This window comes from Streptomyces sp. SAS_272 (genome assembly GCF_052543235.1).
In genome coordinates this window covers 1-23660 of sequence record NZ_JBMNDR010000087.1, presented here as the reverse complement: position 1 = coordinate 23660, position 23660 = coordinate 1, and the positions used below count along the sequence as shown (strand labels likewise).

The 23660-nt window shown below is 73.2% G+C and carries 21 protein-coding genes; 11 read left to right on the top strand and 10 right to left on the bottom strand.

Annotated elements, in window-relative coordinates:
* The first annotated feature begins 224 nt into the window (after positions 1 to 224).
* The 3 genes from galE (at position 225) to idi (ending at position 3080) form a co-directional block, all read left to right on the top strand.
* Positions 225 to 1193 carry a UDP-glucose 4-epimerase GalE gene (gene galE / locus ACN6LD_RS34470; protein ID WP_319189602.1) on the top strand — a complete coding sequence of 323 codons (969 nt, stop codon included), beginning with the start codon at positions 225 to 227 and terminating at the stop codon, positions 1191 to 1193.
* A gap of 150 nt (positions 1194 to 1343) precedes the next feature.
* On the top strand, positions 1344 to 2285 hold the full coding sequence (locus tag ACN6LD_RS34465; RefSeq protein ID WP_266725369.1) for a cation diffusion facilitator family transporter: 942 nt from the start codon (positions 1344 to 1346) through the stop codon (positions 2283 to 2285).
* Between the two features lie 201 nt (positions 2286 to 2486).
* Entirely contained in the window at positions 2487 to 3080 is a 594-nt protein-coding gene (idi, locus tag ACN6LD_RS34460) for an isopentenyl-diphosphate Delta-isomerase (protein ID WP_057582734.1), read from the top strand.
* Between the two features lie 3 nt (positions 3081 to 3083).
* Here the strand turns inward: idi and ACN6LD_RS34455 are convergent, their stop codons facing one another.
* Positions 3084 to 3602: an ATP-binding protein gene (locus tag ACN6LD_RS34455; protein ID WP_319189630.1), complete on the bottom strand. Its 519-nt coding sequence runs from the start codon at positions 3600 to 3602 to the stop codon at positions 3084 to 3086.
* A gap of 323 nt (positions 3603 to 3925) precedes the next feature.
* Here ACN6LD_RS34455 and ACN6LD_RS34450 point away from each other — a divergent pair, with 323 nt between their 5' ends.
* The 3 genes from ACN6LD_RS34450 to ACN6LD_RS34440 all read left to right on the top strand — a co-directional run bounded on the left by ACN6LD_RS34450 (position 3926) and on the right by ACN6LD_RS34440 (position 7824).
* Positions 3926 to 4675: an enoyl-CoA hydratase/isomerase family protein gene (locus ACN6LD_RS34450; RefSeq protein ID WP_319189597.1), complete on the top strand. Its 750-nt coding sequence runs from the start codon at positions 3926 to 3928 to the stop codon at positions 4673 to 4675.
* Between the two features lie 98 nt (positions 4676 to 4773).
* A complete protein-coding gene (locus ACN6LD_RS34445; RefSeq protein WP_445045222.1) occupies positions 4774 to 7185 on the top strand; it encodes a Tex family protein in 2412 nt (803 codons plus the stop codon).
* Between the two features lie 72 nt (positions 7186 to 7257).
* Positions 7258 to 7824: a putative glycolipid-binding domain-containing protein gene (locus tag ACN6LD_RS34440; protein ID WP_445045221.1), complete on the top strand. Its 567-nt coding sequence runs from the start codon at positions 7258 to 7260 to the stop codon at positions 7822 to 7824.
* Positions 7825 to 7840: 16 nt separating this feature from the next.
* Here the strand turns inward: ACN6LD_RS34440 and ACN6LD_RS34435 are convergent, their stop codons facing one another.
* On the bottom strand, positions 7841 to 9481 hold the full coding sequence (locus ACN6LD_RS34435) for an ABC-F family ATP-binding cassette domain-containing protein (protein WP_319189591.1): 1641 nt from the start codon (positions 9479 to 9481) through the stop codon (positions 7841 to 7843).
* Between the two features lie 90 nt (positions 9482 to 9571).
* Between ACN6LD_RS34435 and ACN6LD_RS34430 the strand changes: the two genes are divergently transcribed.
* Positions 9572 to 10528 carry an NAD(P)/FAD-dependent oxidoreductase gene (locus ACN6LD_RS34430; RefSeq protein WP_445045220.1) on the top strand — a complete coding sequence of 319 codons (957 nt, stop codon included), beginning with the start codon at positions 9572 to 9574 and terminating at the stop codon, positions 10526 to 10528.
* A 72-nt stretch (positions 10529 to 10600) separates the two neighbouring features.
* Here the strand turns inward: ACN6LD_RS34430 and ACN6LD_RS34425 are convergent, their stop codons facing one another.
* On the bottom strand, positions 10601 to 12559 hold the full coding sequence (locus ACN6LD_RS34425; RefSeq protein ID WP_445045219.1) for a Xaa-Pro dipeptidyl-peptidase: 1959 nt from the start codon (positions 12557 to 12559) through the stop codon (positions 10601 to 10603).
* A 232-nt stretch (positions 12560 to 12791) separates the two neighbouring features.
* Here ACN6LD_RS34425 and ACN6LD_RS34420 point away from each other — a divergent pair, with 232 nt between their 5' ends.
* Entirely contained in the window at positions 12792 to 14303 is a 1512-nt protein-coding gene (locus ACN6LD_RS34420) for a M1 family metallopeptidase (protein ID WP_319189585.1), read from the top strand.
* Between the two features lie 121 nt (positions 14304 to 14424).
* On the top strand, positions 14425 to 14601 hold the full coding sequence (locus tag ACN6LD_RS34415; RefSeq protein WP_445045218.1) for a hypothetical protein: 177 nt from the start codon (positions 14425 to 14427) through the stop codon (positions 14599 to 14601).
* A gap of 27 nt (positions 14602 to 14628) precedes the next feature.
* Here the strand turns inward: ACN6LD_RS34415 and ACN6LD_RS34410 are convergent, their stop codons facing one another.
* Together ACN6LD_RS34410 and ACN6LD_RS34405 are read right to left on the bottom strand one after the other, a co-directional pair.
* Positions 14629 to 15579: a PfkB family carbohydrate kinase gene (locus tag ACN6LD_RS34410; RefSeq protein ID WP_319189581.1), complete on the bottom strand. Its 951-nt coding sequence runs from the start codon at positions 15577 to 15579 to the stop codon at positions 14629 to 14631.
* 5 nt (positions 15580 to 15584) lie between these two features.
* Complete coding sequence (locus ACN6LD_RS34405; RefSeq protein ID WP_057582744.1) at positions 15585 to 16067, bottom strand: macro domain-containing protein; 483 nt, start codon at positions 16065 to 16067, stop codon at positions 15585 to 15587.
* A gap of 124 nt (positions 16068 to 16191) precedes the next feature.
* On the opposite strand from ACN6LD_RS34405, the gene ACN6LD_RS34400 reads away from it, so the two are divergent.
* On the top strand, positions 16192 to 16905 hold the full coding sequence (locus ACN6LD_RS34400; protein WP_445045217.1) for a MerR family transcriptional regulator: 714 nt from the start codon (positions 16192 to 16194) through the stop codon (positions 16903 to 16905).
* Between the two features lie 12 nt (positions 16906 to 16917).
* Here ACN6LD_RS34400 and ACN6LD_RS34395 read toward each other — a convergent pair whose 3' ends face one another.
* The 4 genes from ACN6LD_RS34395 to ACN6LD_RS34380 form a co-directional block, all read right to left on the bottom strand.
* Positions 16918 to 19095: a 3-hydroxyacyl-CoA dehydrogenase NAD-binding domain-containing protein gene (locus tag ACN6LD_RS34395; protein ID WP_445045216.1), complete on the bottom strand. Its 2178-nt coding sequence runs from the start codon at positions 19093 to 19095 to the stop codon at positions 16918 to 16920.
* Between the two features lie 40 nt (positions 19096 to 19135).
* Positions 19136 to 20350: an acetyl-CoA C-acetyltransferase gene (locus ACN6LD_RS34390; RefSeq protein ID WP_319189575.1), complete on the bottom strand. Its 1215-nt coding sequence runs from the start codon at positions 20348 to 20350 to the stop codon at positions 19136 to 19138.
* Between the two features lie 39 nt (positions 20351 to 20389).
* A complete protein-coding gene (locus tag ACN6LD_RS34385) occupies positions 20390 to 21559 on the bottom strand; it encodes a CaiB/BaiF CoA transferase family protein (RefSeq protein WP_445045215.1) in 1170 nt (389 codons plus the stop codon).
* A gap of 119 nt (positions 21560 to 21678) precedes the next feature.
* Entirely contained in the window at positions 21679 to 22059 is a 381-nt protein-coding gene (locus ACN6LD_RS34380) for an MmcQ/YjbR family DNA-binding protein (RefSeq protein WP_445045214.1), read from the bottom strand.
* A 91-nt stretch (positions 22060 to 22150) separates the two neighbouring features.
* Here ACN6LD_RS34380 and ACN6LD_RS34375 point away from each other — a divergent pair, with 91 nt between their 5' ends.
* Positions 22151 to 23323: a saccharopine dehydrogenase family protein gene (locus ACN6LD_RS34375; RefSeq protein ID WP_319197857.1), complete on the top strand. Its 1173-nt coding sequence runs from the start codon at positions 22151 to 22153 to the stop codon at positions 23321 to 23323.
* Between the two features lie 36 nt (positions 23324 to 23359).
* On the opposite strand, the gene mmpA is transcribed toward ACN6LD_RS34375, so the two are convergent.
* Positions 23360 to 23506: a morphogenic membrane protein MmpA gene (mmpA, locus tag ACN6LD_RS34370; protein WP_319197855.1), complete on the bottom strand. Its 147-nt coding sequence runs from the start codon at positions 23504 to 23506 to the stop codon at positions 23360 to 23362.
* Positions 23507 to 23660 lie beyond the last annotated feature (154 nt).

Sequence of the window (23660 nt, the reverse complement as noted above, 5' to 3'; positions counted from 1 at the left end):
GGCATGTCGGCAGAGGCTATCGGATGCCGGGAAGGCCGCGTTCACCGGCCGTTGCGGCACGGCCGACACGGTCCCCGGCGCCACCGTCCCCCGGTGGAACCGGCCTTCGCCGAGATCATCATGGGTGATCGGCGGCCCGGCCGACAAACCGCGGCCCCCGGAACCGACATCCCGGATATCGCCCAGGGCCGGCCCCTCACCGCGGTCGGCATAGGGTCACAGGCATGACGTGGCTGATCACCGGCGGAGCCGGATACATTGGGGCACATGTGGCGCGGGCCGTGACGGGGGCCGGGGAAAGGGTCGTCGTGCTGGACGACCTCTCGTCCGGCGTCACCGCCCGGCTCGGGGCGGACGTCCCGCTCGTCAGAGGCTCGGCACTCGACGCCGACCTGCTCAGGAAGACCCTCGCGGAGCACGCCGTGACCGGTGTGGTGCACCTGGCCGCGCACAAGCAGGTCGGCGAGTCGGTGGCGCAGCCCACCCGCTACTACCGGGACAACGTGGGCGGTCTCGCCACGCTGCTCGAGGCGGTCGCCGAGGCCGGGATCCGGCGGTTCCTGTTCTCCTCCTCCGCAGCCGTCTACGGCAATCCCGATGTGGACCTCATCACCGAGGACACCCCGTGCGCGCCGGTGAACCCGTACGGCGAGACCAAGCTCGCAGGAGAGTGGCTGGTGCGGGCGGCGGGACAGGCGCACGGCATCGCGACGACGTGCCTGCGCTACTTCAACGTGGCCGGGGCGGCCGCGCCCGAGCTGGCCGACACCGGGATCTTCAACGTCGTCCCGATGGTCTTCGACCGGCTCACCCGCGGCGAGGCCCCGCGGATCTTCGGCGCCGACTACCCGACGCCGGACGGGACCTGCGTGCGGGACTACATCCACGTGGCGGACCTGGCCGAAGCCCATCTCGCGGCGGCCCGGCGGCTCAGCGCGCCGGACGCGACGGGCGACCTGACGGTCAACATCGGCCGGGGCGAGGGCGTCTCGGTGCGCGAGCTGGTCACCCTCATCGGCGAGGTCACCGGCGACGCCCGCCCGGCCCTCGTCGAGGGGCGCAGGCCCGGGGACGCGCCGCGCGCGGTGGCCGCGGCGGAACTGGCGGCCCGGGAACTGGGCTGGACGGCGCGGCGAGGGGTACGCGAGATGGTCGAGTCGGCGTGGCAGGGCTGGCGGCTGCACCGCCCCTGACACCGGTGCAGCTGTCCTGACCTGCCGCTTCGTTTCCGCAGGTCAGGGCACATGACAACGGTGTTCAATGCCGCGTTGCCGGATACCCCCCACCCGTAGTTGACTGTGAGCCCGGGCAGCACACGCACGGACCACAGGAAGGCTGTATCCATGGGGGCTGGGCACGATCACGGCCACACGCACGCGCACGTGCCGCCCACCGGCACGGCCGCTGCGGCGTACCGCGGCAGGCTGCGCGGCGCTCTGGCGATCACGCTCGGCGTGATGGTGGTGGAGATCGTCGGCGGGGTGCTCGCGGACTCCCTGGCGCTGGTCGCGGACGCGGCGCACATGGCGACGGACGCGCTGGGTCTCGGCATGGCGCTGCTCGCCATCCACTTCGCGGGCCGGCCGCCGAGCGCGAACCGCACCTTCGGGCTCGCCCGCGCCGAGATCCTGGCCGCCCTCGCCAACTGTCTGCTGCTGCTCGGCGTGGGCGGCTACGTCCTGTACGAGGCGGTCCAGCGGTTCTTCACGCCGGCCGCCACCGAGGGCGGGCTGATGATCTGGTTCGGCGCGATCGGTCTGGCGGCGAACATGGTCTCGCTGACCCTGCTGATGCGCGGCCAGGCGGAGAGCCTGAACGTGCGCGGGGCGTTCCTGGAGGTGGCCGCCGACGCGCTGGGCTCGGTGGCGGTGCTGATCTCGGCGGTGGTGATCCTGACCACCGGGTGGCAGACCGCCGACCCGATCGCCTCGCTGGTCATCGGCCTGATGATCGTGCCGAGGACCGTGAAACTGCTGCGCGAGACGCTCGACGTGCTGCTGGAGTCGGCCCCCAAGGACGTCGACATGGCCGAGGTGCGGTCCCACATCCTCGCCCTGGACGGAGTGGAGGACGTGCACGATCTGCACGCCTGGACGATCACCTCCGGCATGCCGGTGCTGTCGGCGCACGTGGTGGTGAGCTCGGAGGCGCTGAACGCGATCGGCCACGAGAAGATGCTGCACGAGCTCCAGGGCTGTCTGGGAGACCACTTCGACGTGGAGCACTGCACCTTCCAGCTGGAGCCGAGCGGGCACGCCGAACACGAGGCGCGGCTCTGCCACTGAGCGCCCCGCGCGGCCCACCAGCCGATACGCACAGACGTTCGATGCGATTCCGCGGAGCCGCCGCCGGGCAAGATCGCCTTCGGGTCCCCCGCCGCGCCGGACGGGACACGCGCGCGGGACATGCGCGCTTTCCCGCGAAGGGCCGGGAGCACCGGGCGAGTGCGGCAGACTGGGACGCGAGGACCGATGCTAAGGATGGGTATGCCGATCACACCTGCCACCGCGACACACGACTCGTCGAACGGGATCGCCGAAGCGATCTTGCTGGAGCTGGTCGACGAGAACGGCGTCACGATCGGCACCGCGGAGAAGCTCGCCGCCCACCAGCCGCCCGGGCAGCTGCACCGCGCGTTCTCCGTGTTCCTCTTCGACGAGCGGGGCCGGCTGCTGATCCAGCAGCGCGCGCTCGGCAAGTACCACTCCCCCGGCGTGTGGTCCAACACCTGCTGCGGCCACCCCTACCCGAACGAGGCGCCGTTCGCGGCGGCCGCCCGACGCACCCACGAGGAGCTGGGCGTCTCCCCGTCGCTGCTCGCCGAGGCGGGCACGGTCCGCTACAACCATCCGGACCCGGACTCGGGCCTGGTGGAGCAGGAGTACAACCATCTGTTCGTCGGGCTGGTGCAGTCCCCGCTGCGTCCGGAGGCGGACGAGGTCGGCGACACGGCCTTCGTGACCCCCGCCGAGCTGGCGGAACGGCACGCGAAGGAGCCGTTCTCCTCCTGGTTCATGACCGTCCTGGACGCGGCACGGCCCGCGGTCCGCGAGCTGACGGGCCCCTCGGCGGGCTGGTGAGCGTCAGCGCGTGCGCACGGGCTTGAGCGGCAGGGCGGCCCAGATCACCTTGCCGCCGCCCGCCGTGTGCTCGACGTCGCACACCCCGCCCGCCTCCCTGGCGATCTCCCGCACCAGGAGCAGTCCCCGGCCGCCGGTGCGGCCGTGATCGGCTTCCAGGGCGGTCGGGCGGTAGGGGTGGGCGTCCTCCACGGCGACCCGCACCCACTCGGCTCCGACGGCGACCTCCACCGCGAGCTCGGGTGACAGCAGGGCCGCATGCCGCACGGCGTTGGTCACCAGCTCGGAGACGATCAGCAGGAGCCCCTGGGCCAGGTCGTCGGAGAGCGGCACCCCCTGGCGGTACAGCAGGTCGCGCACCGCGTGCCGGGCCTGCGGGACCGAGGCGTCCACGGCGGAGGCGGTGAACCGCCAGACGCCTTCGTAGGGCAGCGGGCGCGGCACGGCCTCCGCGGGGGGCTCGGGAAGTGCGCCTGGTCCGCCCTCTGGGCGTGGGTCGGGCCCGCGCCCGTGATCGTCCATCGTCCGGTCGCCGCCCTCGCGCTCGATTGTCACCACATCCCAGATGTTGGCAACGAGGCGCTCCTCTTCGGATGACTGAACAGAAGTCAGCAGTTTTCGAGCGCTTCCGACCGCATCCGGGAGACCGGGGCGGCCGTAGGACCGTTTCTTTCGCGTTCACGCCACCTTCGCGCCCTCTTCGGGCCGTACGGGTCCGGCGGCGACGCTCTTCCCGTTTTGACGCCTTTGGCCGCCGTCGCCACCGCTTCATCGCCACCGTCGCCGCCGTCGCCGCCGTCGGCCCACTCGATCATGGAACGGGCCGGGTGGCTAGCATCCGGGGCATGGAGCCCGAACTGCTGCACGGCGTCACGGACGCGGTCGCCACCGTCGTCCTGCACCACCCTGCGAAGCGCAACGCCATGACGGCCGCGATGTGGGCGGGGCTGCCCCCGCTGCTGGACGCCCTGGCCGCCGACCCCGCCGTACGGGCACTGGTGCTGACGGGGGCGGGCGGCACCTTCTGCGCGGGCGCCGACATCTCCACCCTGCAGGGCTCGCCGGACGAGGCGCAGGCGCTGGCGGTGCGGGCCGAGGAGGCCCTGGCGGCGTTCCCTAAGCCCACGCTGGCCGCCGTGCGGGGGCACTGCGTCGGCGGCGGCGCCCAGCTCGCCGCCGCCTGCGACCTGCGGTTCGCCGAGGAGGGCGCGCTGTTCGGGGTGACACCGGCCCGGCTCGGGATCGTCTACCCGTCCTCCGCCACCCGGCGACTGGTGTCCCTGGTGGGTCCCGCCACCGCCAAGTACCTTTTGTTCTCCGGCGAGTTGATCGACGCCGGGCGGGCCCTGCGCACCGGACTGGTCGACGAGGTGCTCCCCGCGGACGCGCTCGACGAGCGGGTCGCCGACTTCACCCGCCTGCTGACCTCGCGCTCGCAGCTGACCCAGGCCGCCGCCAAGGAGTTCGCGGACGGCCGCACCGACCGCGACGCCCACTGGAGCGCGCAGGCGCGCGGCAGCGGCGACACCGCGGAAGGCGTCACCGCGTTCCTGCAGCGCCGGGAGCCGCACTTCACCTGGAGCACGTCGGGATGAGACGGCCGAGGGCCCGATGACCGCGCCCTGATCCCCGATTGTCGGCGCCACCTGCCACAATTGCCGCGCAACCTCAGCGGAGAAGGCGGTACGGGATCGTGACGGCACCCGGGTTCATCGAAGCAGGATCCATCGAAGGCAGGATCGCCGAGGAGCTCGGCGTACGGGAGCGGCAGGTCAAGGCCGCCGTGGAGCTGCTCGACGGCGGCTCCACGGTGCCCTTCATCGCCCGCTACCGCAAGGAAGCGACCGAGATGCTCGACGACGCGCAGCTGCGCACGCTCGAGGAGCGGCTTCGCTACCTGCGGGAGCTGGAGGAACGGCGGTCGGCGGTCCTGGAATCGGTGCGCGAGCAGGGCAAGCTCACCGACGCCCTCGAGGCGCAGATCCGCGACGCGCAGACCAAGGCGCGCCTCGAGGACATCTACCTCCCGTACAAGCCCAAGCGGCGCACCAAGGCGCAGATCGCGCGCGAGGCGGGCCTCGAGCCGCTCGCCGAGGGCCTGCTCGGGGACGCCTCGGTCGACCCGCTCGCGGCCGCCGCCGCGTTCGTCGACGCCGACAGGGGCGTCGCCGACCCCCAGGCCGCGCTGGACGGCGCGCGGGCGATCCTCACCGAGCGGTTCTCGGAGGACGCCGACCTGATCGGCGAGCTGCGCGAACGCATGTGGGCGCGCGGGCGGCTGGCGGCCAGGGTGCGCGAGGGCAAGGAGGAGGCGGGCGCGAAGTTCGCCGACTACTTCGACTTCGCCGAGCCGTTCACCGCGCTGCCCTCGCACCGGATCCTGGCGATGCTGCGCGGCGAGAAGGAGGACGTCCTCGACCTCGTCCTGGAGCCGGAGGAGCCCTCCGAGCAGCCCGGCCCCTCCTCGTACGAGCCCATCATCGCGTCGCGGTTCAAGATCGCCGAGCGCGGCCGCCCCGGCGACAAGTGGCTGAGCGACACGGTCCGCTGGGCGTGGCGCACCCGCATCCTGGTCCACCTCGGCATCGACCTGCGGCTGCGACTGCGCACGGCCGCCGAGGACGAGGCCGTGAACGTCTTCGCCGCCAACCTCCGCGACCTGCTGCTCGCCGCCCCGGCCGGCACGCGCGCGACGCTGGGCCTCGACCCCGGCTTCCGTACGGGCGTCAAGGTCGCCGTCGTCGACGCGACCGGCAAGGTCGTCGCCACGGACGTGATCTACCCGCACGTCCCGGCGAACAAGTGGGACGAGGCGATCGCCAAGCTCGCGCGGCTGGCGAAGGAGCACGCCGTCGACCTGGTCGCCATCGGCAACGGCACCGCCTCCCGCGAGACCGACAAGCTGGCCGGCGAACTCATCACGAAGCACCCGGAGCTGCAGCTCACCAAGGTGATGGTGTCCGAGGCGGGCGCCTCCGTGTACTCGGCCTCCGCCTTCGCCTCCCAGGAGCTGCCCGACATGGACGTGTCGCTGCGCGGCGCCGTGTCGATCGCCCGCCGGCTCCAGGACCCGCTGGCCGAGCTGGTGAAGATCGACCCCAAGTCGATCGGCGTCGGCCAGTACCAGCACGACCTGTCCGAGGTGAAGCTGTCGCGCTCGCTGGACGCGGTGGTGGAGGACTGCGTGAACGGCGTCGGCGTGGACGTCAACACGGCCTCGGCGCCGCTTCTCTCGCGCGTGTCCGGCATCTCCTCAGGTCTCGCCGAGAACATCGTGGCGCACCGGGACGCCAACGGGCCCTTCACCTCCCGCTCCGAGCTGAAGAAGGTGGCCCGGCTCGGCCCGAAGGCCTACGAGCAGTGCGCGGGCTTCCTGCGCATCCGCGGCGGCTCCGACCCGCTGGACTCCTCCAGCGTGCACCCCGAGGCGTACCCGGTGGTGCGGCGCATGGTGAAGACCTCCGGTCAGGAGGTGGCGTCCCTCATCGGCAACACCGGTGTGCTGCGCTCCCTGCGTCCGACGGACTTCGTGGACGAGACGTTCGGGCTGCCGACCGTCACCGACATCCTCAAGGAGCTGGAGAAGCCCGGGCGCGACCCGCGGCCCGCGTTCAAGACGGCGACCTTCAAGGACGGCGTGGAGAAGATCTCCGACCTGACCTCCGGGATGGTCCTGGAGGGCGTGGTGACGAACGTGGCGGCCTTCGGGGCGTTCATCGACATCGGCGTCCACCAGGACGGACTGGCCCACGTCTCCGCGCTGTCGAAGACGTTCGTCAAGGACCCCCGCGACGTCGTCAAGCCCGGCGACATCGTCAAGGTGAAGGTGCTCGACGTCGACATCCCGCGCAAGCGGATCTCGCTGACGCTCCGGCTCGACGACGAGGCGGCCGCGCAGGGCGGTCAGGGGCAGTCCTCCGGCGGGGGCCGTCCGCAGCGCGGCGGCGGGCGACCGCCGCAGCAGCGGCAACAGGGCGGACAGCAGGGCGGGCAGCGCGGCGGAGGTGGCGGCGGTTCACGCCAGGCGCCGCCGCCGGCCAACAGCGCGATGGCCGACGCTCTGCGCCGGGCGGGTCTGGCGGACCCGAAGAAGCGCACGCGCTGACGGCGGGCTGAACGAGCGGGCCGGGACCACGGGCGCACGCACCGGCGCCCGGACCGCTCGTACAGTTGCCGCATGGATGCTTCCCGGGTCCTCAGCTGGAGCGTGTCGGCGAGCGGCGGCTACGAGACCGCGTGGACCGAGGAGGGCGACGGCGCGCTTCGGGCCCGGGGGCGGGCGGTCGGCACGGCGCCGGAGCCGTACTGGGTGTCCTACGAGCTCGACGCGGCCGACGGATTCGTGACCCGCCGGCTGCGGGTCACGGTCGAGACCGCCGCACGCACGCGCTCCCTGGACCTGCGGCACGACGGACGGGGCGGCTGGACGGCCGACGGGGAACGCCTCCCCGGCTTCGAGGAGGCCCTCGACTGCGACCTGGGTCTGTGCCCGCTCACCAACACCATGCCGGTGCTGCGGCACGGGCTGCACCGGCAGGCGGGCGAGCGCCGGTTCCTGATGGCCTGGGTCTCGGTGCCGGCGCTGACCGTGCGGCCGTCGTGGCAGACGTACACGCATCTCGGGGCGGCCGGGGACGGCGGCGCGGTGGTCCGGTACGCCTCGGGGAGCTTCCGCAGCGACATCGTCTTCGACCCGGACGGATACGTCCTGGACTACCCGGGTCTCGCCACCCGGCTGGGGTGAACGGGCCTCCCCGCGGCTACCGCTCCGTCACCTTGCCGTCCGCGACCTCCAGGCGGCGCGTGACGTGGACCGCGTCCAGCATGCGACGGTCGTGGGTGACGAGGAGGAGGGTGCCCTCATAGGCGTCGAGGGCCGACTCCAGCTGTTCGATGGCCGGCAGGTCGAGGTGGTTGGTCGGCTCGTCGAGGACCAGGAGGTTGACGCCCCGTCCCTGAAGGAGTGCGAGAGCGGCACGGGTGCGCTCGCCGGGAGACAGGGTGGCCGCCGGGCGCATGACGTGCTCCGACTTCAGGCCGAACTTGGCCAGCAGGGTGCGCACCTCGACCGGCTCGGTGTCGGGGACGGCGGCGCGGAACGCCTCCAGCAGCGCCTCCGCGCCGTGGAACAGCGCCCGCGCCTGGTCGACCTCGCCGACCAGGACGCCCGAACCCAGGGCCGCGTGTCCGGCGTCCAGCGGGACCCGTCCGAGCAGCGCCCCGAGGAGGGTGGACTTGCCCGCGCCGTTGGCGCCGGTCACCGCGACCCGGTCGGCCCAGTCGATCTGCAGCGTCACCGGCCCGAACGTGAAGCCGCCGCGGCGCACCTCCGCCTCACGCAGGGAGGCGACCACCGCGCCGGAGCGCGGGGCGGCCGCGATCTCCATCCGCAGCTCCCACTCCTTGCGCGGCTCCTCGACGACCTCCAGGCGCTCGATCATGCGCTGGGTCTGCCGCGCCTTCGCGGCCTGCTTCTCGCTGGCCTCGCTGCGGAACTTGCGGCCGATCTTGTCGTTGTCGTTGGCCGCCTTGCGGCGCGCGTTCTTCACGCCCTTGTCCATCCAGGAGCGCTGGGTCTGCGCCCGGTCCTGGAGGGCGGCCTTCTTGTCGGCGTACTCCTCGAAGTCGTCGCGCGCGTGCCGGCGGGCCACGTCCCGCTCCTCGAGGTAGGCGTCGTAGCCGCCGCCGTAGAGGTTGATCTGCTGCTGTGCCAGGTCCAGTTCGAGGACCTTGGTGACCGTGCGGGTGAGGAACTCGCGGTCGTGGCTGACGACGACCGTGCCGGCGCGCAGACCGGTCACGAAGCGTTCGAGGCGCTCGAGGCCGTCCAGGTCGAGGTCGTTGGTCGGCTCGTCGAGCAGGAAGACGTCGTAGCGGGACAGGAGGAGGGAGGCGAGGCCCGCGCGGGCGGCCTGGCCGCCGGACAGGGAGGTCATCGGCTGGTCGAGGTCCACGCCGAGCCCCAGCGAGTCGGCGACCTCCTCGGCGCGCTCGTCGAGGTCGGCGCCGCCGAGGTCGAGCCAGCGTTCCAGGCTCGTCGCGTAGGCGTCGTCCGCGCCGGGCGCCCCGTCGACCAGGGCCTGGGTCGCCTCGTCCATGGTGCGCTGCGCCTCGGCGACGCCCGTGCGGCGGGCGAGGAACTCGCGGACGCTCTCGCCGGGTCGGCGCTCCGGTTCCTGGGGAAGGTGGCCGACGGTCGCGGTCGGCGGGGAGAGCCTGAGCTCGCCCTGCTCGGGCTCGGCGAGCCCGGCGAGCAGCTTCAGCAGGGTGGACTTGCCCGCGCCGTTGGCGCCGACCAGTCCGATCACGTCCCCGGGGGCGACCACGAGGTCGAGCCCGGAGAAGAGGGAGCGGTCGCCGTGCCCGGCGGCGAGGTTCTTGGCGACGAGAGTGGCAGTCATCAGACAGCAGATCCTAGTGGGCGTGCGACGGCCGGGGCGCCGGGGTCCGTCCGGTCGCCGAACCGGGGCGCGGTCGGTTAGCGTCCGGGCGTGGACACTCGGGTGAGCGGCGAGGTCGTGGTGGTCGGCGGCGGGGTGATCGGGCTGGCGACGGCGGTCGTCCTGGCCGAGCGGGGCCGCCGGGTGCGGGTGTGGACGCGGGACCCCGTGGAGCGGACCACCTCGGCGGTCGCGGGCGCGCTGTGGTGGCCGTACCGCATCGAGCCGATGGCGTCGGCGCGCGCGTGGGCGCTGCGCTCGCTGGAGGTGTACCAGGAGCTGGCCGAGCGGCCGGAGGAGAACGGGGTGCGGCTGGTCGAGGGGGCCATGAGCCCCGCGGACCCGGCGAACGTCGGGTCCTGGACGGCGGGCCGGCTGTCCGTGCTGCGGCGGGCCACCGTCGGGGAGCACCCGGCCGGGAGCGCCCTGTGGACGCGGCTGCCGCTCATCGACATGGCGGCTCACCTTCCGTGGCTGCGGGAGCGGCTGCTGCGGGCGGGCGGCGCGGTCGAGGAGCGGGTCGTGTCCGATCTGACGGCGGTGGACGCGCCGGTCGTCGTCAACTGCACCGGCCTCGGCGCCCGTGACCTGGTCGCGGACCGCACGGTGCGGCCGGTCCGCGGGCAGCTGGTCGTCGTGGAGAACCCGGGGCTGCGGACCTGGCTGGTCTCCACCGCCCCGGACGGGGAGACGGCCTACCTCTTCCCGCAGCCGGGGCGGCTGCTGCTGGGCGGCACGGCCGAGGACGGCGCGTGGTCCCTGGAGCCGGACCCGGCGCAGGCGGAGGCGATCGTGCGGCGGTGCGCGGCGCTGCGGCCCGAGGTGGCGGGGGCGCGGGTCCTGGAGCACCGGGTGGGCCTGCGGCCGGCCCGGCCGGCGGTACGGCTGGAGCGGCAGACGCTGCCCGACGGCCGCGCGGTGATCCACAACTACGGCCACGGCGGCGCCGGGGTGACGGTCGCCTGGGGATGCGCGGAGGAGGCGGCCGCGCTGGCCGCCTCCTCCTGACCGGTCACGGAAGCCGACGCGTGTTCCCCGGCCGGCCGGTCACGGGATCCGGAGCGCGCTTCGGCCTGCCGGTCACGGGATCCGGAAGGCGTTCCTCGGCGCGCCGGCGCCGGCCGGCGGAGCCGTGTGCGGTGCGGGGTGCGGGGCGCCGGCCGCCGGTGATCCGGCCGTCGCGGCGGCGAACGCCTTCGCTCCGCCCACGACGGGGACCCGGGCCGAGGTGCGGGCCAGGTCCAGGGTGAGCGTCGGCCGGTCGGCGGGCGGGTCGATGAGGTCCTTGTCGGTGCCCGCGACGATCAGTGCGAGGCGGTGACCGGACGGTACGACGTGGTCGGTGGCCGCGAGGTCCAGAGTGATGGTGTACGCCCTGCCTGGGGTCAGCGGCACGCCCTTGCCGGGGTCGGCGAAGGTCCCGAGGTCGGCCCAGCCCCGGCTGACGACCGTGGCGCCGACGTCGACCGTCGCCGCCTTCGTCCCCTTGAAGCAGGCGCTGTCGCCCGCGGTGCTCGCGCCCCAGCAGGTGCGGTCGGCGAGGGTGGTGATCCCCTCGCCTCCCGCCGCGTAGTCGCGGATCGTGTCGGGGCCGAGGTCGACGAGCACGGCGCTCAGGTGGGCCGTCGCCGTGCTGGGCGTGGCGGTGACGGTGACCTTGGAGGAGCCGGACAGCCGCAGGTCCCGGGTGAGGGCGCCGGTGACGAAGCCCGCCTTGTCGGGCGTCGGGGTGTCGATCTGCGCGGCCCAGTCGCTCTCGTCGTGTTGCGGGTCGTCGGTGAAGGCGGCGACGCCGGTGCTCCTGCGCAGGCCGAGCGTCCCGACGCCGGGACGGTCGCCGGCGGCCGGGCGCAGGGTCGCGGGCTGCGTGCCGCGCGGCGGCCAGGACGTCGAGGTGACCCACTGGTCGGGGTGGCGTTCGACGTCGGCCATGGGCTCGCGGTCGATGCCGTTGTCGTAGCCGAGGAGCTCGTGGTCGAACCAGCGGTGCAGGGTGTCGACCCAGGCGGCGCGACGGAAGTCGAAGGGGTCGACGTGTCCGGTCTGGGAGAGCCAGATCTTGCGGTGCACGCCGTTCTTCGCGAGGGCGTCCCACCACTGGCCGAGGTGCTTGGTGCGGACGTTGAGGTCCTGCATGCCGTGCACGAGGAAGACGCTGGCCTTCACCTTGTGCGCGTCCTTGACGTAGTCGCGCTCGGTCCACAGCGGCGTCCGGTCGCCGGTGCGCGGGGCCTCGTCGACGAGCCGGCGCTGGACGGCGGCGCACCGCGCGCGGGCGTCGGGGCTGCTGACGTAGTCCGCGAGGGCGTCGGGGCCGGAGTCGTAGAGGGGCGCCCCCTGGGCGAAGTAGTAGTCGTACCAGGAGGAGATGGCGGCGATGGGGACGATCGTCCGCAGTCCCCGCACGCCGGTCGCGGCGACGGCGTTGGCGATGGTGCCGTCCCAGCTCTTGCCGATCATGCCCGTCCGGCCGTCGGTCCAGCTCGCCTTGGCGGTCGTGCCGCCGGTGCGGCTGGTGTAGCCCTTGGCGCGGCCGTTGAGCCAGTCGACGACCGCCTTCGCGGACTGCACCTCGCCGCGGCCTCCGACGTCCTCGCAGCCGTCGGAGCGGTCGGTTCCGGCCAGGTCGACGCCGACGAAGGCGTAGCCCCGCGGCACGAAGTAGTTGTCGTAGAACAGCGGCATCTGGACGACGCGGCCCTCGGCGTCGTAGGTCTTGCGCTGGCTCTCGTTGCCGCGTCCGCAGCAGGAGTAGTAGGGGCTGGCGTCCATGATGACGGGCACTTTGCGGCCCTGGGCGGCGGGTTCGCGGGGCCGGACGACGTCGACGGCGACGCGGTCGGTCCGGCCGTCGCCGTCGGAGTCGAGTCCGGTGTCGACCCAGACCGCCTCGCGGACGGCGTTCTCGTAGGAGTAGACGGGTCGGCTCTCCCGGGGGGCGCCGTGGGCCGCGACCGGGGTGAGGAAGGCGGCCACCAGGAGGGTGATGGCGGCCGTCGCGAGCGGTCTCCAGGTCGTGAAGCGCATGCGTGTCCACATGTGCTTCGACGGTACTCGCGTCAACTCCCGTTCAGAAGAGGGCAGATGAGGCGGCGGCGCACGGTTGCGCCGGGGGGTGCGGCGGTTCTGGCCGGGACCACGCGCGCCGAGGCGGACCGCTCGTGACGGCCGAATGGCGATCGTGTGACGGGAGCGGTGTCGGGCAGGTCCTGAGGCACAGGGAGTCCATAGGCTCCGAACGGACTGCGCTCCTCTACGACTTGGAGTTCACGTGCACCGCAGATTCACCGCGCCCGGCGCGCTCGCCGCCGCCTCCGTCCTGCTGGCGATCCCGGCGTCGGCCGCGAGCGGCTCCCCCGGCGCCCCGGGCATCGGCGACCCCTACTATCCGGCGTACGGCAACGGCGGCTACGACGTCTCCCACTACGACCTGCGGCTGAAGTACCGGCCGGCCACGGACGAACTGGAGGGCACGGCGACGATCCTGGCGAAGACCACGCAGGACCTGTCGCGGTTCGACCTGGACTTCCTGCTCGACGTGAGCGAGGTGCGGGTCGACGGCGCGGTCGCGGCGTTCGCGACCTCGGGCGAGCACGAGCTGGAGATCACGCCGAGGAAGCCGCTGGCCGAGGGGGCGCAGGTCACCGTCGTGGTCCGCTACCGCGGCGTCCCGTCCTCGAAGCAGGCGTACGGCTTCACCAGCTGGCACCGCACCCCGGACGGCGGGGTCGGCGCGAACGAGCCCGAGGCTGCCTGGTGGTGGTTCCCGAGCAACGACCACCCGCTCGACAAGGCCACCTACGACGTGTCCGTGCAGGTGCCCGACGGCACGCAGGCCCTCTCCAACGGCACGCTGCAGTCGACGAGTTCACGGGCCGGCTGGACGCGCTTCAACTGGCGCTCCAGCAAGCCGCAGGCGACCTACCTGGCCACGCTCGCCGTCGGCAGGTTCGACCTCACCACCGGCACGACCGAGAGCGGCATCCCGGTCGTCAACGCCTACAGCAGGGATCTCGGCGACAACGCGGGCGCCGCGCGGGCGAGCGTCGAGCGGACCGGGGAGATCGCCGACTGGCTGAGCGGGTACTTCGGGCCGTATCCCTTCGACGCGCTCGGCGGGTACGTGCCGAACACGAACACCGGGTACGCCCTGGAGACCCAGACCCGGCCCTTCTACAGCCCCCGGCAGTTCGCCGGCGGCTCCAACACCTCGGTCGTGGTGCACGAACTGGCCCACCAGTGGTACGGCGACTTCGTGTCCGTCGCCGGGTGGAAGGACATCTGGCTGAACGAGGGCTTCGCACGGTACGCGCAGTGGCTGTGGTCCGAGCACGAGGACGAGGGCACGGCCCGGGAGATCGCGGACTACGTGTACGCCTCGCATCCGGCCGACGACGCCTTCTGGACGGTGAAACCCGGCGACCCGGGTCCGGACAAGCAGTTCGACATCGCCGTGTACGACCGGGGCGCGCTGGCGGTGCAGGCGCTGCGCGACGAGATCGGCGACGACGCCTTCTTCGCCGTCCTGAAGGGCTGGCCGCGGGAGCACGCGTACGGCAACGCGACGGTCGCCGATCTCCGGCGGTACGCCGAGCGGGTCTCGGGCAGGCAGCTGGACGCGCTGTTCGACGCCTGGCTGTTCCGGCCGGCGAAGCCCGCGGCCTCCGCCGCGGGAACGGCCTCCGCCGCGCGGACGGCGGCGACCGCGAAGGCGGCGGCCGCTCCCGTGCAGCCGAAGTCCTGGAAGAAGATCGCGGCGACGAACGACGTCCACGAGCACTGAGCCGGCCGTCGGCCGGCCGCCGCTCTGCCCGCGATTCCGGAAGTGTGCGAACACCTGTCTGAGATCGGGCGGTTGTGGGTAACAAGCCGTCCAGGAACTGCGACAGGAGCGGGGGACGGCCATGGCTGCACGGAACGGCAACGAGGGTCTGGGCGCGTGGAGAGTGGTGCCGCTGATCGGGGCGGTGATCATGGCCGTCGGCCTCATCGGCAGTGTGCCGGTGCTGACCCTGGTGGGCGCGGTCGTCGCCCTGGTCGGGGTGATCGGCCTGTCCGCTGCGAGACGTAAGCAGAACTGACCTCGCCCGGGCCCGCCGGCCCGCCGGTCAGCGGGCGCCCGCCCGCGCCAGCAGCTCGGCGCGGGGCAGGGCGGCACTCTCCGTGGCCGGCACCGTGCACGCGTACGCCCCCGCCAGTGCCCCGAACTCGGCGCACCGGCGGGGCGTTTCGCCGTGCAGACGGCCGAACAGGAAGGCGGCGGCGAACGCGTCGCCCGCGCCGTTGGAGTCGACCACCGGTCCGGGCGGGGCGACGGCGGGGACATGTGTCAGCTCGCCGCCCGCCAGCAGATACGCTCCCTCGGCTCCGGCGGTGGCGACGACCGCTTCGGCGCGGCCGCGCTCGGCGATGCGGCGCATGGTCGCCCGCGGGTCGGACAGGGCGGTCGCGGAGACGAACACGACGTCCGCCTCGTGGGCGAAGGCCGCCTGGTAGGGGTTCTCGCCGTCCCAGTTGTGCAGGTCGGTGGAGATGCCGACGCCCGCCTCGCGCAGGACGGGCAGCGCCTCGGCGCAGGGCTGAGTGATGGACACGTGCGCGTGGCGGCTCACCGCGGCGAGGGCGCGCAGGGTGTCCTCGGGGAAGCGGTCGTCCGCTCGCCCTCGACTGGTGTCGTACAGCGACAGCCGCCGGCCGTCCGGGCTCACCAGGTTCACCGCGCGCTTGGTGCCGGCGGGCTGCGGGATCGCGGTGAGGGCGATGCCGTGCTCGTCGTGCAGGGCGCGGACGAGGTCGCCCTCGGGATCGTCGCCGAGGAAGTCGAGATGGTGGGTGCGCAGGCCGAGGGCGGCGAGGCCCAGGGCCACGAAGTCACCGGTCTGGCCGGCGCGGGCGCGGATCCCGCTGTCGATCATGTAGCTGTCGGCGTACGGGAGCGGCAGCTCCGGCACGTACACGATCGTGTCCACGCCGGCCCCGCCGAGAACCAGCACGTCGATGCCGCCGCTCCCCTCGATGCCGCCGCTTCCGTCGATGTGCCTGTCGGTCTGTGCGCGCATGGGCGCTACCCCTCCCCGTGGTCGTACACCGTCACCGCGACGCCCCGCCGCACGAGCCGCTCACTCACGAGCGGCTCGACGCGGGACCACTTGCCCCCGGCCAGGCCGCAGCCTATCCGTGGCATGTGCACGGACGCGTGGAGTTCCCGTGCGGGGCCGGCCAGCCGGGCGAGCGCCGCGTCGATGGCCTCGTACCGCACGGGGACGCCCTTGCTGCCCGTCCGCACGCCGCGCTGGCCGATCATGTTGGCGACCCACACGTACGGCTCCACCTGGACCAGCTGGAGGGCGCCCAGGCCGAAGTCGTTGGAGGCGCGCTCCCGGTGCCAGGCGCGGTAGGCCGCCTCGGGTTCGGGCCAGCGGCGGGACAGCGCGAGGACGAAGCCCTTCCCCCATCCCCCGATGTCGTTGCAGACATGGGCGATCACCTTGACGCCCTTCACCGACGGCACGGTGGCGTCGCCCCTGACATACGTGATCTCCCCCATGACGCCACGGTAGGCGACACCACTGACAACGACGCGGTCCGCGAGGGCGCCGGTCCTCGAGGTCCGCCTGTCACTCTGCCCTCACGGGTTTCACAGCTTCGGTGTGACAGCGATACTGCTGCACATGACGAGCGAGACCGAGGAGCCGGCCCTCACGGTCGACGAGCTGGCCGCGCGCGCCGGGGTCACGGTGCGCACCGTGCGCTTCTACGGCACGAAAGGGCTGCTCCCGCCGCCGGTCATCGGGCCGCGCCGAGTGGGGCGTTACGGCGCCGGGCACCTCGCGCGCCTGGCGCTGATCGAGGAGCTGCGCGGGCAGGGGCTGACGCTGGCGGCGATCGAGCGCTATCTGAACCGGCTGCCGCCCGGCCTGGACGCCCACGACCTCGCCGTGCACCGGGCCGTGGTGGCTTCCTGGGCGCCGGACTCGGTGGAGACGGTGACCCGGGAGGAACTGCAGCGGCGGGCGGGGCGGACGCTCGGCGAGGAGGACCTGGACCGGCTCGTCGCGATGAACGTCGTACACCGCGACGACGACGGGTACGGGGTCGACCCCGGCCTGCTGCGGCTGGGGATCCGGCTGCTGGACGTGCCGTTGTCGCCCGAGTCGATCCGCGCGGCGCGCACCGTCCTGCTCGACCATGCGCGCGCGGCGGCCCACGAGCTGTCGCGGCTGCTGCGCGAGGAGGTGCCGGAGCGTGACGCGCAGGCGGTGCGGTCGCTGTCGGCGCACATGCAGCCGCTGGTCGTCCAGGCGCTGCTGACGGCCTTCCAGCGCTCGCTCACGGAGGAACTGCGGGAGTGGCTCGGGGGGCCGTCGGCGGACGGCTCCCCGTGACGGTCCGGGCGCTCAGCGCGCGTCCGTGAAGGTCTCCCCCCGTTGCGCCTTCTCCACCAGCAGGGCGGGCGGGGTGAAGCGGTCGCCGTAGCGTGCGGCGAGTTCACGCGCGCGGGCCACGAAGCCGGGGAGCCCGCCGTCGTAGCCGTTGACGTACTGGAGCACTCCGCCGGTCCAGCCGGGGAAGCCGATCCCGAAGAGGGAGCCGATGTTGGCGTCGGCCACGGAGGTCAGGACGCCCTCCTCGACGAGCCTGACGGTGTCGAGGGCCTCGGAGAAGAGCATGCGCTCCTGCATGTCCTCGAAGGGGATCTCGGCGCCCGCGCGGGTGAAGTGCTCGCGCAGGCCCGGCCACAGACCGGAGCGCCTGCCGTCCTCCCCGTACTCGTAGAAGCCGGCGCCGCCGCTGCGTCCCGTGCGGCCGAACTCGTCGACCATGCGGTCGATGACGGCCTCGGCGGGGTGTCCGGGCCAGGTGCCGCCCGCCTCCTCGACGGCCCGCCTGGACTCTTCCCGGATCCTGCGCGGGAGGGTGAGCGTCAGCTCGTCCATCAGGGAGAGCACCTTGGCGGGGTAGCCGGCCTGCGCGGCCGCCTGCTCCACGGAGGCGGGCTCGATGCCCTCGCCGACCATGGCGACGCCCTCGTTGATGAAGTGGCCGATCACCCGGGAGGTGAAGAAGCCGCGCGAGTCGTTGACGACGATCGGCGTCTTCTTGATCTGCCGCACCAGGTCGAAGGCGCGCGCGAGCGCCTCGTCGCCGGTGCGCTCGCCCCTGATGATCTCGACGAGGGGCATCTTGTCGACGGGTGAGAAGAAGTGCAGCCCGATGAAGTCGGCCTGGCGCTCGACGCCTTCGGCGAGGGCGGTGATGGGCAGCGTGGAGGTGTTGGAGCACAGCAGGGCGTCGGGGGCGACGACCTGCTCGATCTCCTGGAACACCTTGTGCTTGAGGGCGGTGTCCTCGAAGACGGCCTCGATGACGGCGTCGCAGCCGGCCAGGTCGGCGGGGTCCGCGGCGGGCGTGATGCGGGCGAGGAGAGCGTCGGCCTTCTCCTGGGTCGTGCGGCCGCGGGAGACGGCCTTGGCGCACAGCTTCTCGGAGTAGGCCTTGCCCTTGACGGCGGCTTCCAGGGAGACGTCCTTCAGGACGACGTCGATGCCCGCGCGGGCGCAGGCGTAGGCGATGCCGGCGCCCATCATCCCGGCGCCCAGGACGGCCGCCCTGCGCACCGGGCGGGGTGCGACGCCCTTGGGGCGGCTGAGGCCCGAGTTGACGGCCTGGAGGTCGAAGAAGAACGCCTGGATCATGTTCTTCGACGTCTGTCCGGCGGCCAGCTCGACGAAGTAACGGGCCTCGATGACCTGTGCGGTCTCGAAGTCGACCTGGGCGCCCTCGACGGCCGCGGCGAGGATGTTGCGGGGCGCGGGGTAGGGGGCTCCGTTGGTCTCCTTGCGCAGGCTGGCCGGGAACGCGGGCAGGTTGGCGGCGAAGCGGGGGTTCGACGGGGTGCCGCCGGGGATGCGGTAGCCGGGCCTGTCCCAGGGCTGCTGCGACTCGGGGTTCGCGTCGACGAAGGCGCGGGCCTTGGCGAGCAGTTCGTCGGGCGTGGTGGCGACGTCGTCGACCAGACCGTTCTCCAGGGCCCGCCGCGGGCTGTACTGGGCGCCCTTGAGGAGGACCTTCAGGAGGGCGTCGGTGATGCCCAGCAGCCGGACCGTGCGCACGACGCCGCCGCCGCCGGGGAGCAGGCCGAGGGTGACCTCGGGGCAGCCGATCTTCGAGCCGGGCGCGTCGAGCGCGATGCGGTGGTGGCAGGCCAGGGCGAGTTCGTAGCCGCCGCCGAGGGCCGCGCCGTTCAGGGCGGCTACGACGGGCTTGCCGAGGGTCTCGATGCGGCGGAGGTTGCGCTTGATCTCCAGTCCGCCGTCCAGCAGCTCCTGGGCCGTGTCCGGGGTGACGCGGATGAGGTCGCGCAGGTCGCCGCCGGCGAAGAAGGTCTTCTTGGCCGAGGTGAGGATGACGCCCCGGACGGAGTCCTTCTCGGCCTCCAGGCGGTCGGCGACCGCGGCAAGGGAGGCGCGGAAGGCCGCGTTCATGGTGTTGGCGGACTGGTCGGGGTCGTCGAGGACGAGGGTGACGAGGCCGGTGCGGTCCTGTTCCCAGCGGATGGTGGTGCTCTGTGTCATGACGGGTTCTCCGTAGAGGTCTCGGGTTCCGCTGGGGTGGTCAGACGCGCTCGACGACGGTGGCGATGCCCATGCCGCCGCCGACGCAGAGGGTGGCGAGGCCGTAGCGCTTGTCCTGGCGCTCCAGTTCGTCGACGAGCGAGCCGAGGATCATCGCGCCGGTGGCGCCGAGCGGGTGACCCAGCGCGATCGCGCCGCCGTTGACGTTGACCTTGTCCAGGGACAGGCCCATGTCCTTGACGAAGCGCAGGACGACGGCGGCGAAGGCCTCGTTGATCTCGACGAGGTCGATGTCGTCGATGGTCAGGCCGGCCTTCGCGAGAGCCTTGCGGGTGGCGGGCGCGGGACCGGTCAGCATGATCGTCGGCTCGGAGCCGGAGACGGCCGCGGAGACGATCCGCGCGCGCGGGGCGAGCCCGTGGCGCTCGCCGGCCTCCCTGGTGCCGATGGCGACCAGGGATGCCCCGTCGACGATGCCGGAGGAGTTGCCCGCGTGGTGGACGTGGTCGATCTTCTCCACCCAGTGGTACTTCTGCAGCGCCACGGCGTCGAACCCGCCGAGCTCGCCGATGTCGGCGAAGGACGGCTTCAGCTTCGCGAGGGAGTCCGCGGTGGTGCCGGGGCGGGGGTGCTCGTCGTGGTCGAGGACGACGAGTCCGCTGCGGTCCCTCACCGGGACGACGGAGCGGTCGAAGCGGCCCTCCTTCCAGGCCGTCGCCGCCCGCTCCTGCGACAGGGCGGCGTACTCGTCGACGTCGCGCCGGGAGAAGCCCTCGATGGTGGCGATGAGGTCGGCGCCGATGCCCTGCGGCACGAAGTTGACGCCCAGGTTGGTCATCGGGTCGTTGAACCAGGCGCCGCCGTCCGAGGCCATCGGCACCCGGGACATCGACTCGACGCCGCCCGCGAGGACGAGGTCCTCCCAGCCCGAGCGGACCTTCATGGCGGCCAGGTTGACGGCTTCCAGACCCGAGGCGCAGAAGCGGTTCTCCTGCACGCCCGCCACCGTGTCGGGCAGGCCGGCGGCGATGGCGGCAGTGCGCGCGATGTCGGAGCCCTGGTCGCCCACGGGGCTGACCACGCCGAGCACGATGTCGTCGATCCCGGCCGGGTCCAGGCCGGGGAAGCGGTCGCGGAGTTCGTGGATGAGGCCGACGACGAGGTCGATGGGCTTCGTTCCGTGCAGGGAGCCGTTCGCCTTGCCGCGCCCGCGCGGGGTGCGGATCGCGTCGTACACGTACGCTTCGGTGCTCATTGGTGGGCCTTTCGGGAGGGTGGGCCCGGCCGGGCGGGTTCAGTCGCCCCGGGCCGGGGTGTTCGGGAGGGGCTGCTCGAGATCGGGGGCGAGCTCCGGTATGTCCCAGTCGCGGGCCACCTGGTGCGTGTCGGCGCCGGGCCGTGCCGGGCCGGTGCGGACGGCCGTGGGGGTCGCGGAGAACCGGGGGGCGGGGGCGGGCTGGGTGATGCCGCCGTGCTCGACGAAGGTGGCGCGGGCCGCCAGGTGCGGGTGGCGCGGGGCCTCGCGCAGCGACAGCACCGGCGCCACGCACGCGTCGGAGCCCTCGAAGACCGCCGTCCACGCGTCACGGGTGCGGGTGCGGAAGCGGGCGGCGACGGCCTCGCGCAGCTCTCCCCACCGCGTCCGGTCCTTGCGGGCGTCACGGAGGTCCTCGAGGCCCAGGAGGTCCACGAAGGCGTCGTAGAACTGCGGCTCCAGCGCGCCGACGGCCATGTAGCCGCCGTCGGCGGTCTCGTAGACGCCGTAGTACGGGCAGCCCCCGTCGAGCAGGTTGGCGCCGCGCCGGTCCTGCCAGCCGCCCGCCGCGAGCATGCCGTGGATCATCGTGGAGAGGTGGGCGGCGCCGTCCACGATGGCCGCGTCGACGACCTGGCCGACGCCGCTCACGCGCGCGTGGTGCAGCGCCGCGAGGACGCCGACGACGAGGTAGAGGGAGCCGCCCGCGTAGTCGCCCAGCAGGTTGGCGGGGGCCGGCGGGGGTGCGTCCGGAGGGCCGATGAGGCCCAGGGCGCCGGTGAGCGCGATGTAGGCGATGTCGTGGCCGGCTCGGTGGGCGAGCGGGCCCTCCTGCCCCCAGCCGGTCATCCGGCCGTAGACCAGTCGGGGGTTGCGGGCGTGGCAGTGCGCCGGGCCGACGCCGAGCCGCTCGGCGACACCCGGGCGGTTGCCCTCGATCAGCACGTCGGCGCGGGCGGCGAGGTCGAGCACGCGCGCGGGGCCGTCCGGCGCCTTGAGGTCCACGACCACCGAGCGCTTGTTGCGGTTGGTGACGTCACGGGCCGGGTCGATGCCGAGGGAGGGGCCACCGGGGCGGTCCACCCGGACCACGTCTGCGCCGAGATCGGCCAGCAGCATGCCCGCGAAGGGGCCGGGGCCGATCCCGGCGAGCTCCAGCACCCGCACGCCGGCCAGCGGGCCGTGCCCGGTCGTCCGTCCCGTCGTCATCCAGCCCCCTTGCTGTGACACAACTGATGTAACACCAGTGATGCTAGGAACGTGTCCCCGCGGACACAAGAGCAGGGCGAGCAAGCGCTTAGCCGGATCGCGGCCCGCAGGCCGACGGTTCAGCGTGTCTCCAGCTCCGATATGAGCCGTCGGGGAGCGATGGTGCGGTAGCTCTCCTCCACCCAGTCGCAGAGCAGGTCGGCCGCGGGAGCGCCCTTCTCCTCCAGCGGGATGCGCACCCAGCCCGACCTGCCGAGGCCGTATCCGGCGGGCTCGGCGCCGGGCGCGGCCAGTGCGTGGGCGTGCGCGGTCTCGTCCCTGAGCTTGACGGTGACGGCCGTCGGGTGACTGCCGTCGTCGACGCCGAGGAAGACGAACACCTTCCCGTTCACCTTGGCGACGCTCTCGCCCCAGGGGAACTCCTCGGCCGCACCCGGCAGTCCGAGTGCGAACTCACGCACTTTCTCCCATTTCCTCAGGGCATGGCGGTCCACGGTCACCTGCTGCCTCCGGGCTCGTCGTCGGCCTGCGCACTCCTCACGCTAGCCTCAGCCACCGACAGCGGCACGGGCTGCACCGCGAAGGGATGTCATGAGCAGGCTGAAAACGAGCGACCGTCCGTACGACATCGTGCTCTTCGGGGCGACGGGTTTCGTGGGAACCCTCACCGCGCAGTACCTCGCCGTCCACGCGCCAGCCGGGCTGCGCTGGGCCATCGCCGGGCGGGACGAGAGCAAGCTGGAGCGGCTGCGCGAACGGCTCGGCGTGGACGCCGGGGTGCTGCGCGCCGACGTCGCGGACCCGGCGTCCCTGCGCGCGCTCGCGGAGCACGCGCGCGTGGTGGCCACGACGGTGGGCCCGTACGTGCGCTACGGCGAGGAGCTGGTGGCCGCCTGCGCGGACACCGGCGCGGACTACCTCGACCTCACCGGCGAGCCGGAGTTCGTGGACCTGATGTACGTCCGGCACGACGCACGCGCGCGGGAGACGGGGGCACGGCTGATCCACGCGTGCGGCTTCGACTCCGTCCCGCACGACCTCGGCGTGTACTTCACCGTCCGCCAGCTCCCGGAGGGCGTGCCGCTGACCGTGGACGGCTTCGTGACGGCCGACGCCTCCTTCTCGGGCGGGACCTTCGCCTCCGCGCTCGGCCAGTTCGCGCGCGGGCGGCAGATGCTGGCCGCGGCACGGGAACGGGGGCGGCACGAGCCGCGGCTGATGGGCCGCCGGGCCGTCGCACCGGTGGGCGCGCCCCGGTTCGCCGGGGAGGTCGGCGCCTGGGCGCTGCCGCTGCCGACCATCGACCCGCAGATCGTGCTCCGGTCGGCCCGGACGCTGCAGCGCTACGGCCCCGACTTCCGCTACCGGCACTACGCGGCCGTCCGGCGGCTGCCCGTCGCCGTGGGCGGCGTCGCCGCGGTCGGGACGCTCGCCGCGGCGGCCCAGGTGCCGCCCGCCCGGCGCTGGCTGTCGGACCGGCTCAAGCCCGGCGAGGGGCCGAGCGAGCAGAAGCGGGCGCGGAGCTGGTTCTCCGTCCGGTTCGTCGGCGAGGGCGGCGGCCGACGGGTGTTCACCGAGGTCGCGGGCGGCGACCCCGGTTACGACGAGACGGCGAAGATGTTCGCCGAGGCGGCGATGGCGCTGGCCTGCGACGATCTCCCGCCGACGGCCGGGCAGGTCACCACGGCGGTGGCGATGGGCGACGCGCTGACCGGGCGGTTGACCCGCGCGGGCGTCCGCTTCCGCGTCGCGGCGCGCCGCTGACCGCGGCCGTGACGCCGTAGCGGCCCGCCACCGCCCTCAGAGCGGCCACTGCACAAGCGTGTAGATCATCCCGACGATCCAGCCGAGGCCGGCCAGGACGGCGAGGATCAGCGCGGCGTTCACGGCACGCTCGACCGGACGGCCCGGGTCGGCGAGGGGCTGGGGAGCACGGTGCGTGGTCATGCCGCCCAGCCTGCCGACGCGGCGCCGGGCGCACATCCGTACGGGTACTCAGTCGACGTACTCGGATGACCTACTCGGACGACGTACTCGGACGAACGCCCGCACGCGGCACGCAGCCACGTGACAGGCTCCCGGCGGGACACGCAGTGCGGCA

Bases quoted from the DNA above. Each gene is read 5' to 3' on its own strand.
- galE (WP_319189602.1), top strand. From the start codon at position 225: ATGACGTGGCTGATCACCGGCGGAGCCGGATACATTGGGGCACATGTG.
- ACN6LD_RS34465 (WP_266725369.1), top strand. From the start codon at position 1,344: ATGGGGGCTGGGCACGATCACGGCCACACGCACGCGCACGTGCCGCCC.
- idi (WP_057582734.1), top strand. From the start codon at position 2,487: ATGCCGATCACACCTGCCACCGCGACACACGACTCGTCGAACGGGATC.
- ACN6LD_RS34455 (WP_319189630.1), bottom strand. From the start codon at position 3,602: ATGGACGATCACGGGCGCGGGCCCGACCCACGCCCAGAGGGCGGACCA.
- ACN6LD_RS34450 (WP_319189597.1), top strand. From the start codon at position 3,926: ATGGAGCCCGAACTGCTGCACGGCGTCACGGACGCGGTCGCCACCGTC.
- ACN6LD_RS34440 (WP_445045221.1), top strand. From the start codon at position 7,258: ATGGATGCTTCCCGGGTCCTCAGCTGGAGCGTGTCGGCGAGCGGCGGC.
- ACN6LD_RS34435 (WP_319189591.1), bottom strand. From the start codon at position 9,481: ATGACTGCCACTCTCGTCGCCAAGAACCTCGCCGCCGGGCACGGCGAC.
- ACN6LD_RS34425 (WP_445045219.1), bottom strand. From the start codon at position 12,559: ATGTGGACACGCATGCGCTTCACGACCTGGAGACCGCTCGCGACGGCC.
- ACN6LD_RS34415 (WP_445045218.1), top strand. From the start codon at position 14,425: ATGGCTGCACGGAACGGCAACGAGGGTCTGGGCGCGTGGAGAGTGGTG.
- ACN6LD_RS34410 (WP_319189581.1), bottom strand. From the start codon at position 15,579: ATGCGCGCACAGACCGACAGGCACATCGACGGAAGCGGCGGCATCGAG.
- ACN6LD_RS34405 (WP_057582744.1), bottom strand. From the start codon at position 16,067: ATGGGGGAGATCACGTATGTCAGGGGCGACGCCACCGTGCCGTCGGTG.
- ACN6LD_RS34400 (WP_445045217.1), top strand. From the start codon at position 16,192: ATGACGAGCGAGACCGAGGAGCCGGCCCTCACGGTCGACGAGCTGGCC.
- ACN6LD_RS34395 (WP_445045216.1), bottom strand. From the start codon at position 19,095: ATGACACAGAGCACCACCATCCGCTGGGAACAGGACCGCACCGGCCTC.
- ACN6LD_RS34390 (WP_319189575.1), bottom strand. From the start codon at position 20,350: ATGAGCACCGAAGCGTACGTGTACGACGCGATCCGCACCCCGCGCGGG.
- ACN6LD_RS34385 (WP_445045215.1), bottom strand. From the start codon at position 21,559: ATGACGACGGGACGGACGACCGGGCACGGCCCGCTGGCCGGCGTGCGG.
- ACN6LD_RS34375 (WP_319197857.1), top strand. From the start codon at position 22,151: ATGAGCAGGCTGAAAACGAGCGACCGTCCGTACGACATCGTGCTCTTC.
- mmpA (WP_319197855.1), bottom strand. From the start codon at position 23,506: ATGACCACGCACCGTGCTCCCCAGCCCCTCGCCGACCCGGGCCGTCCG.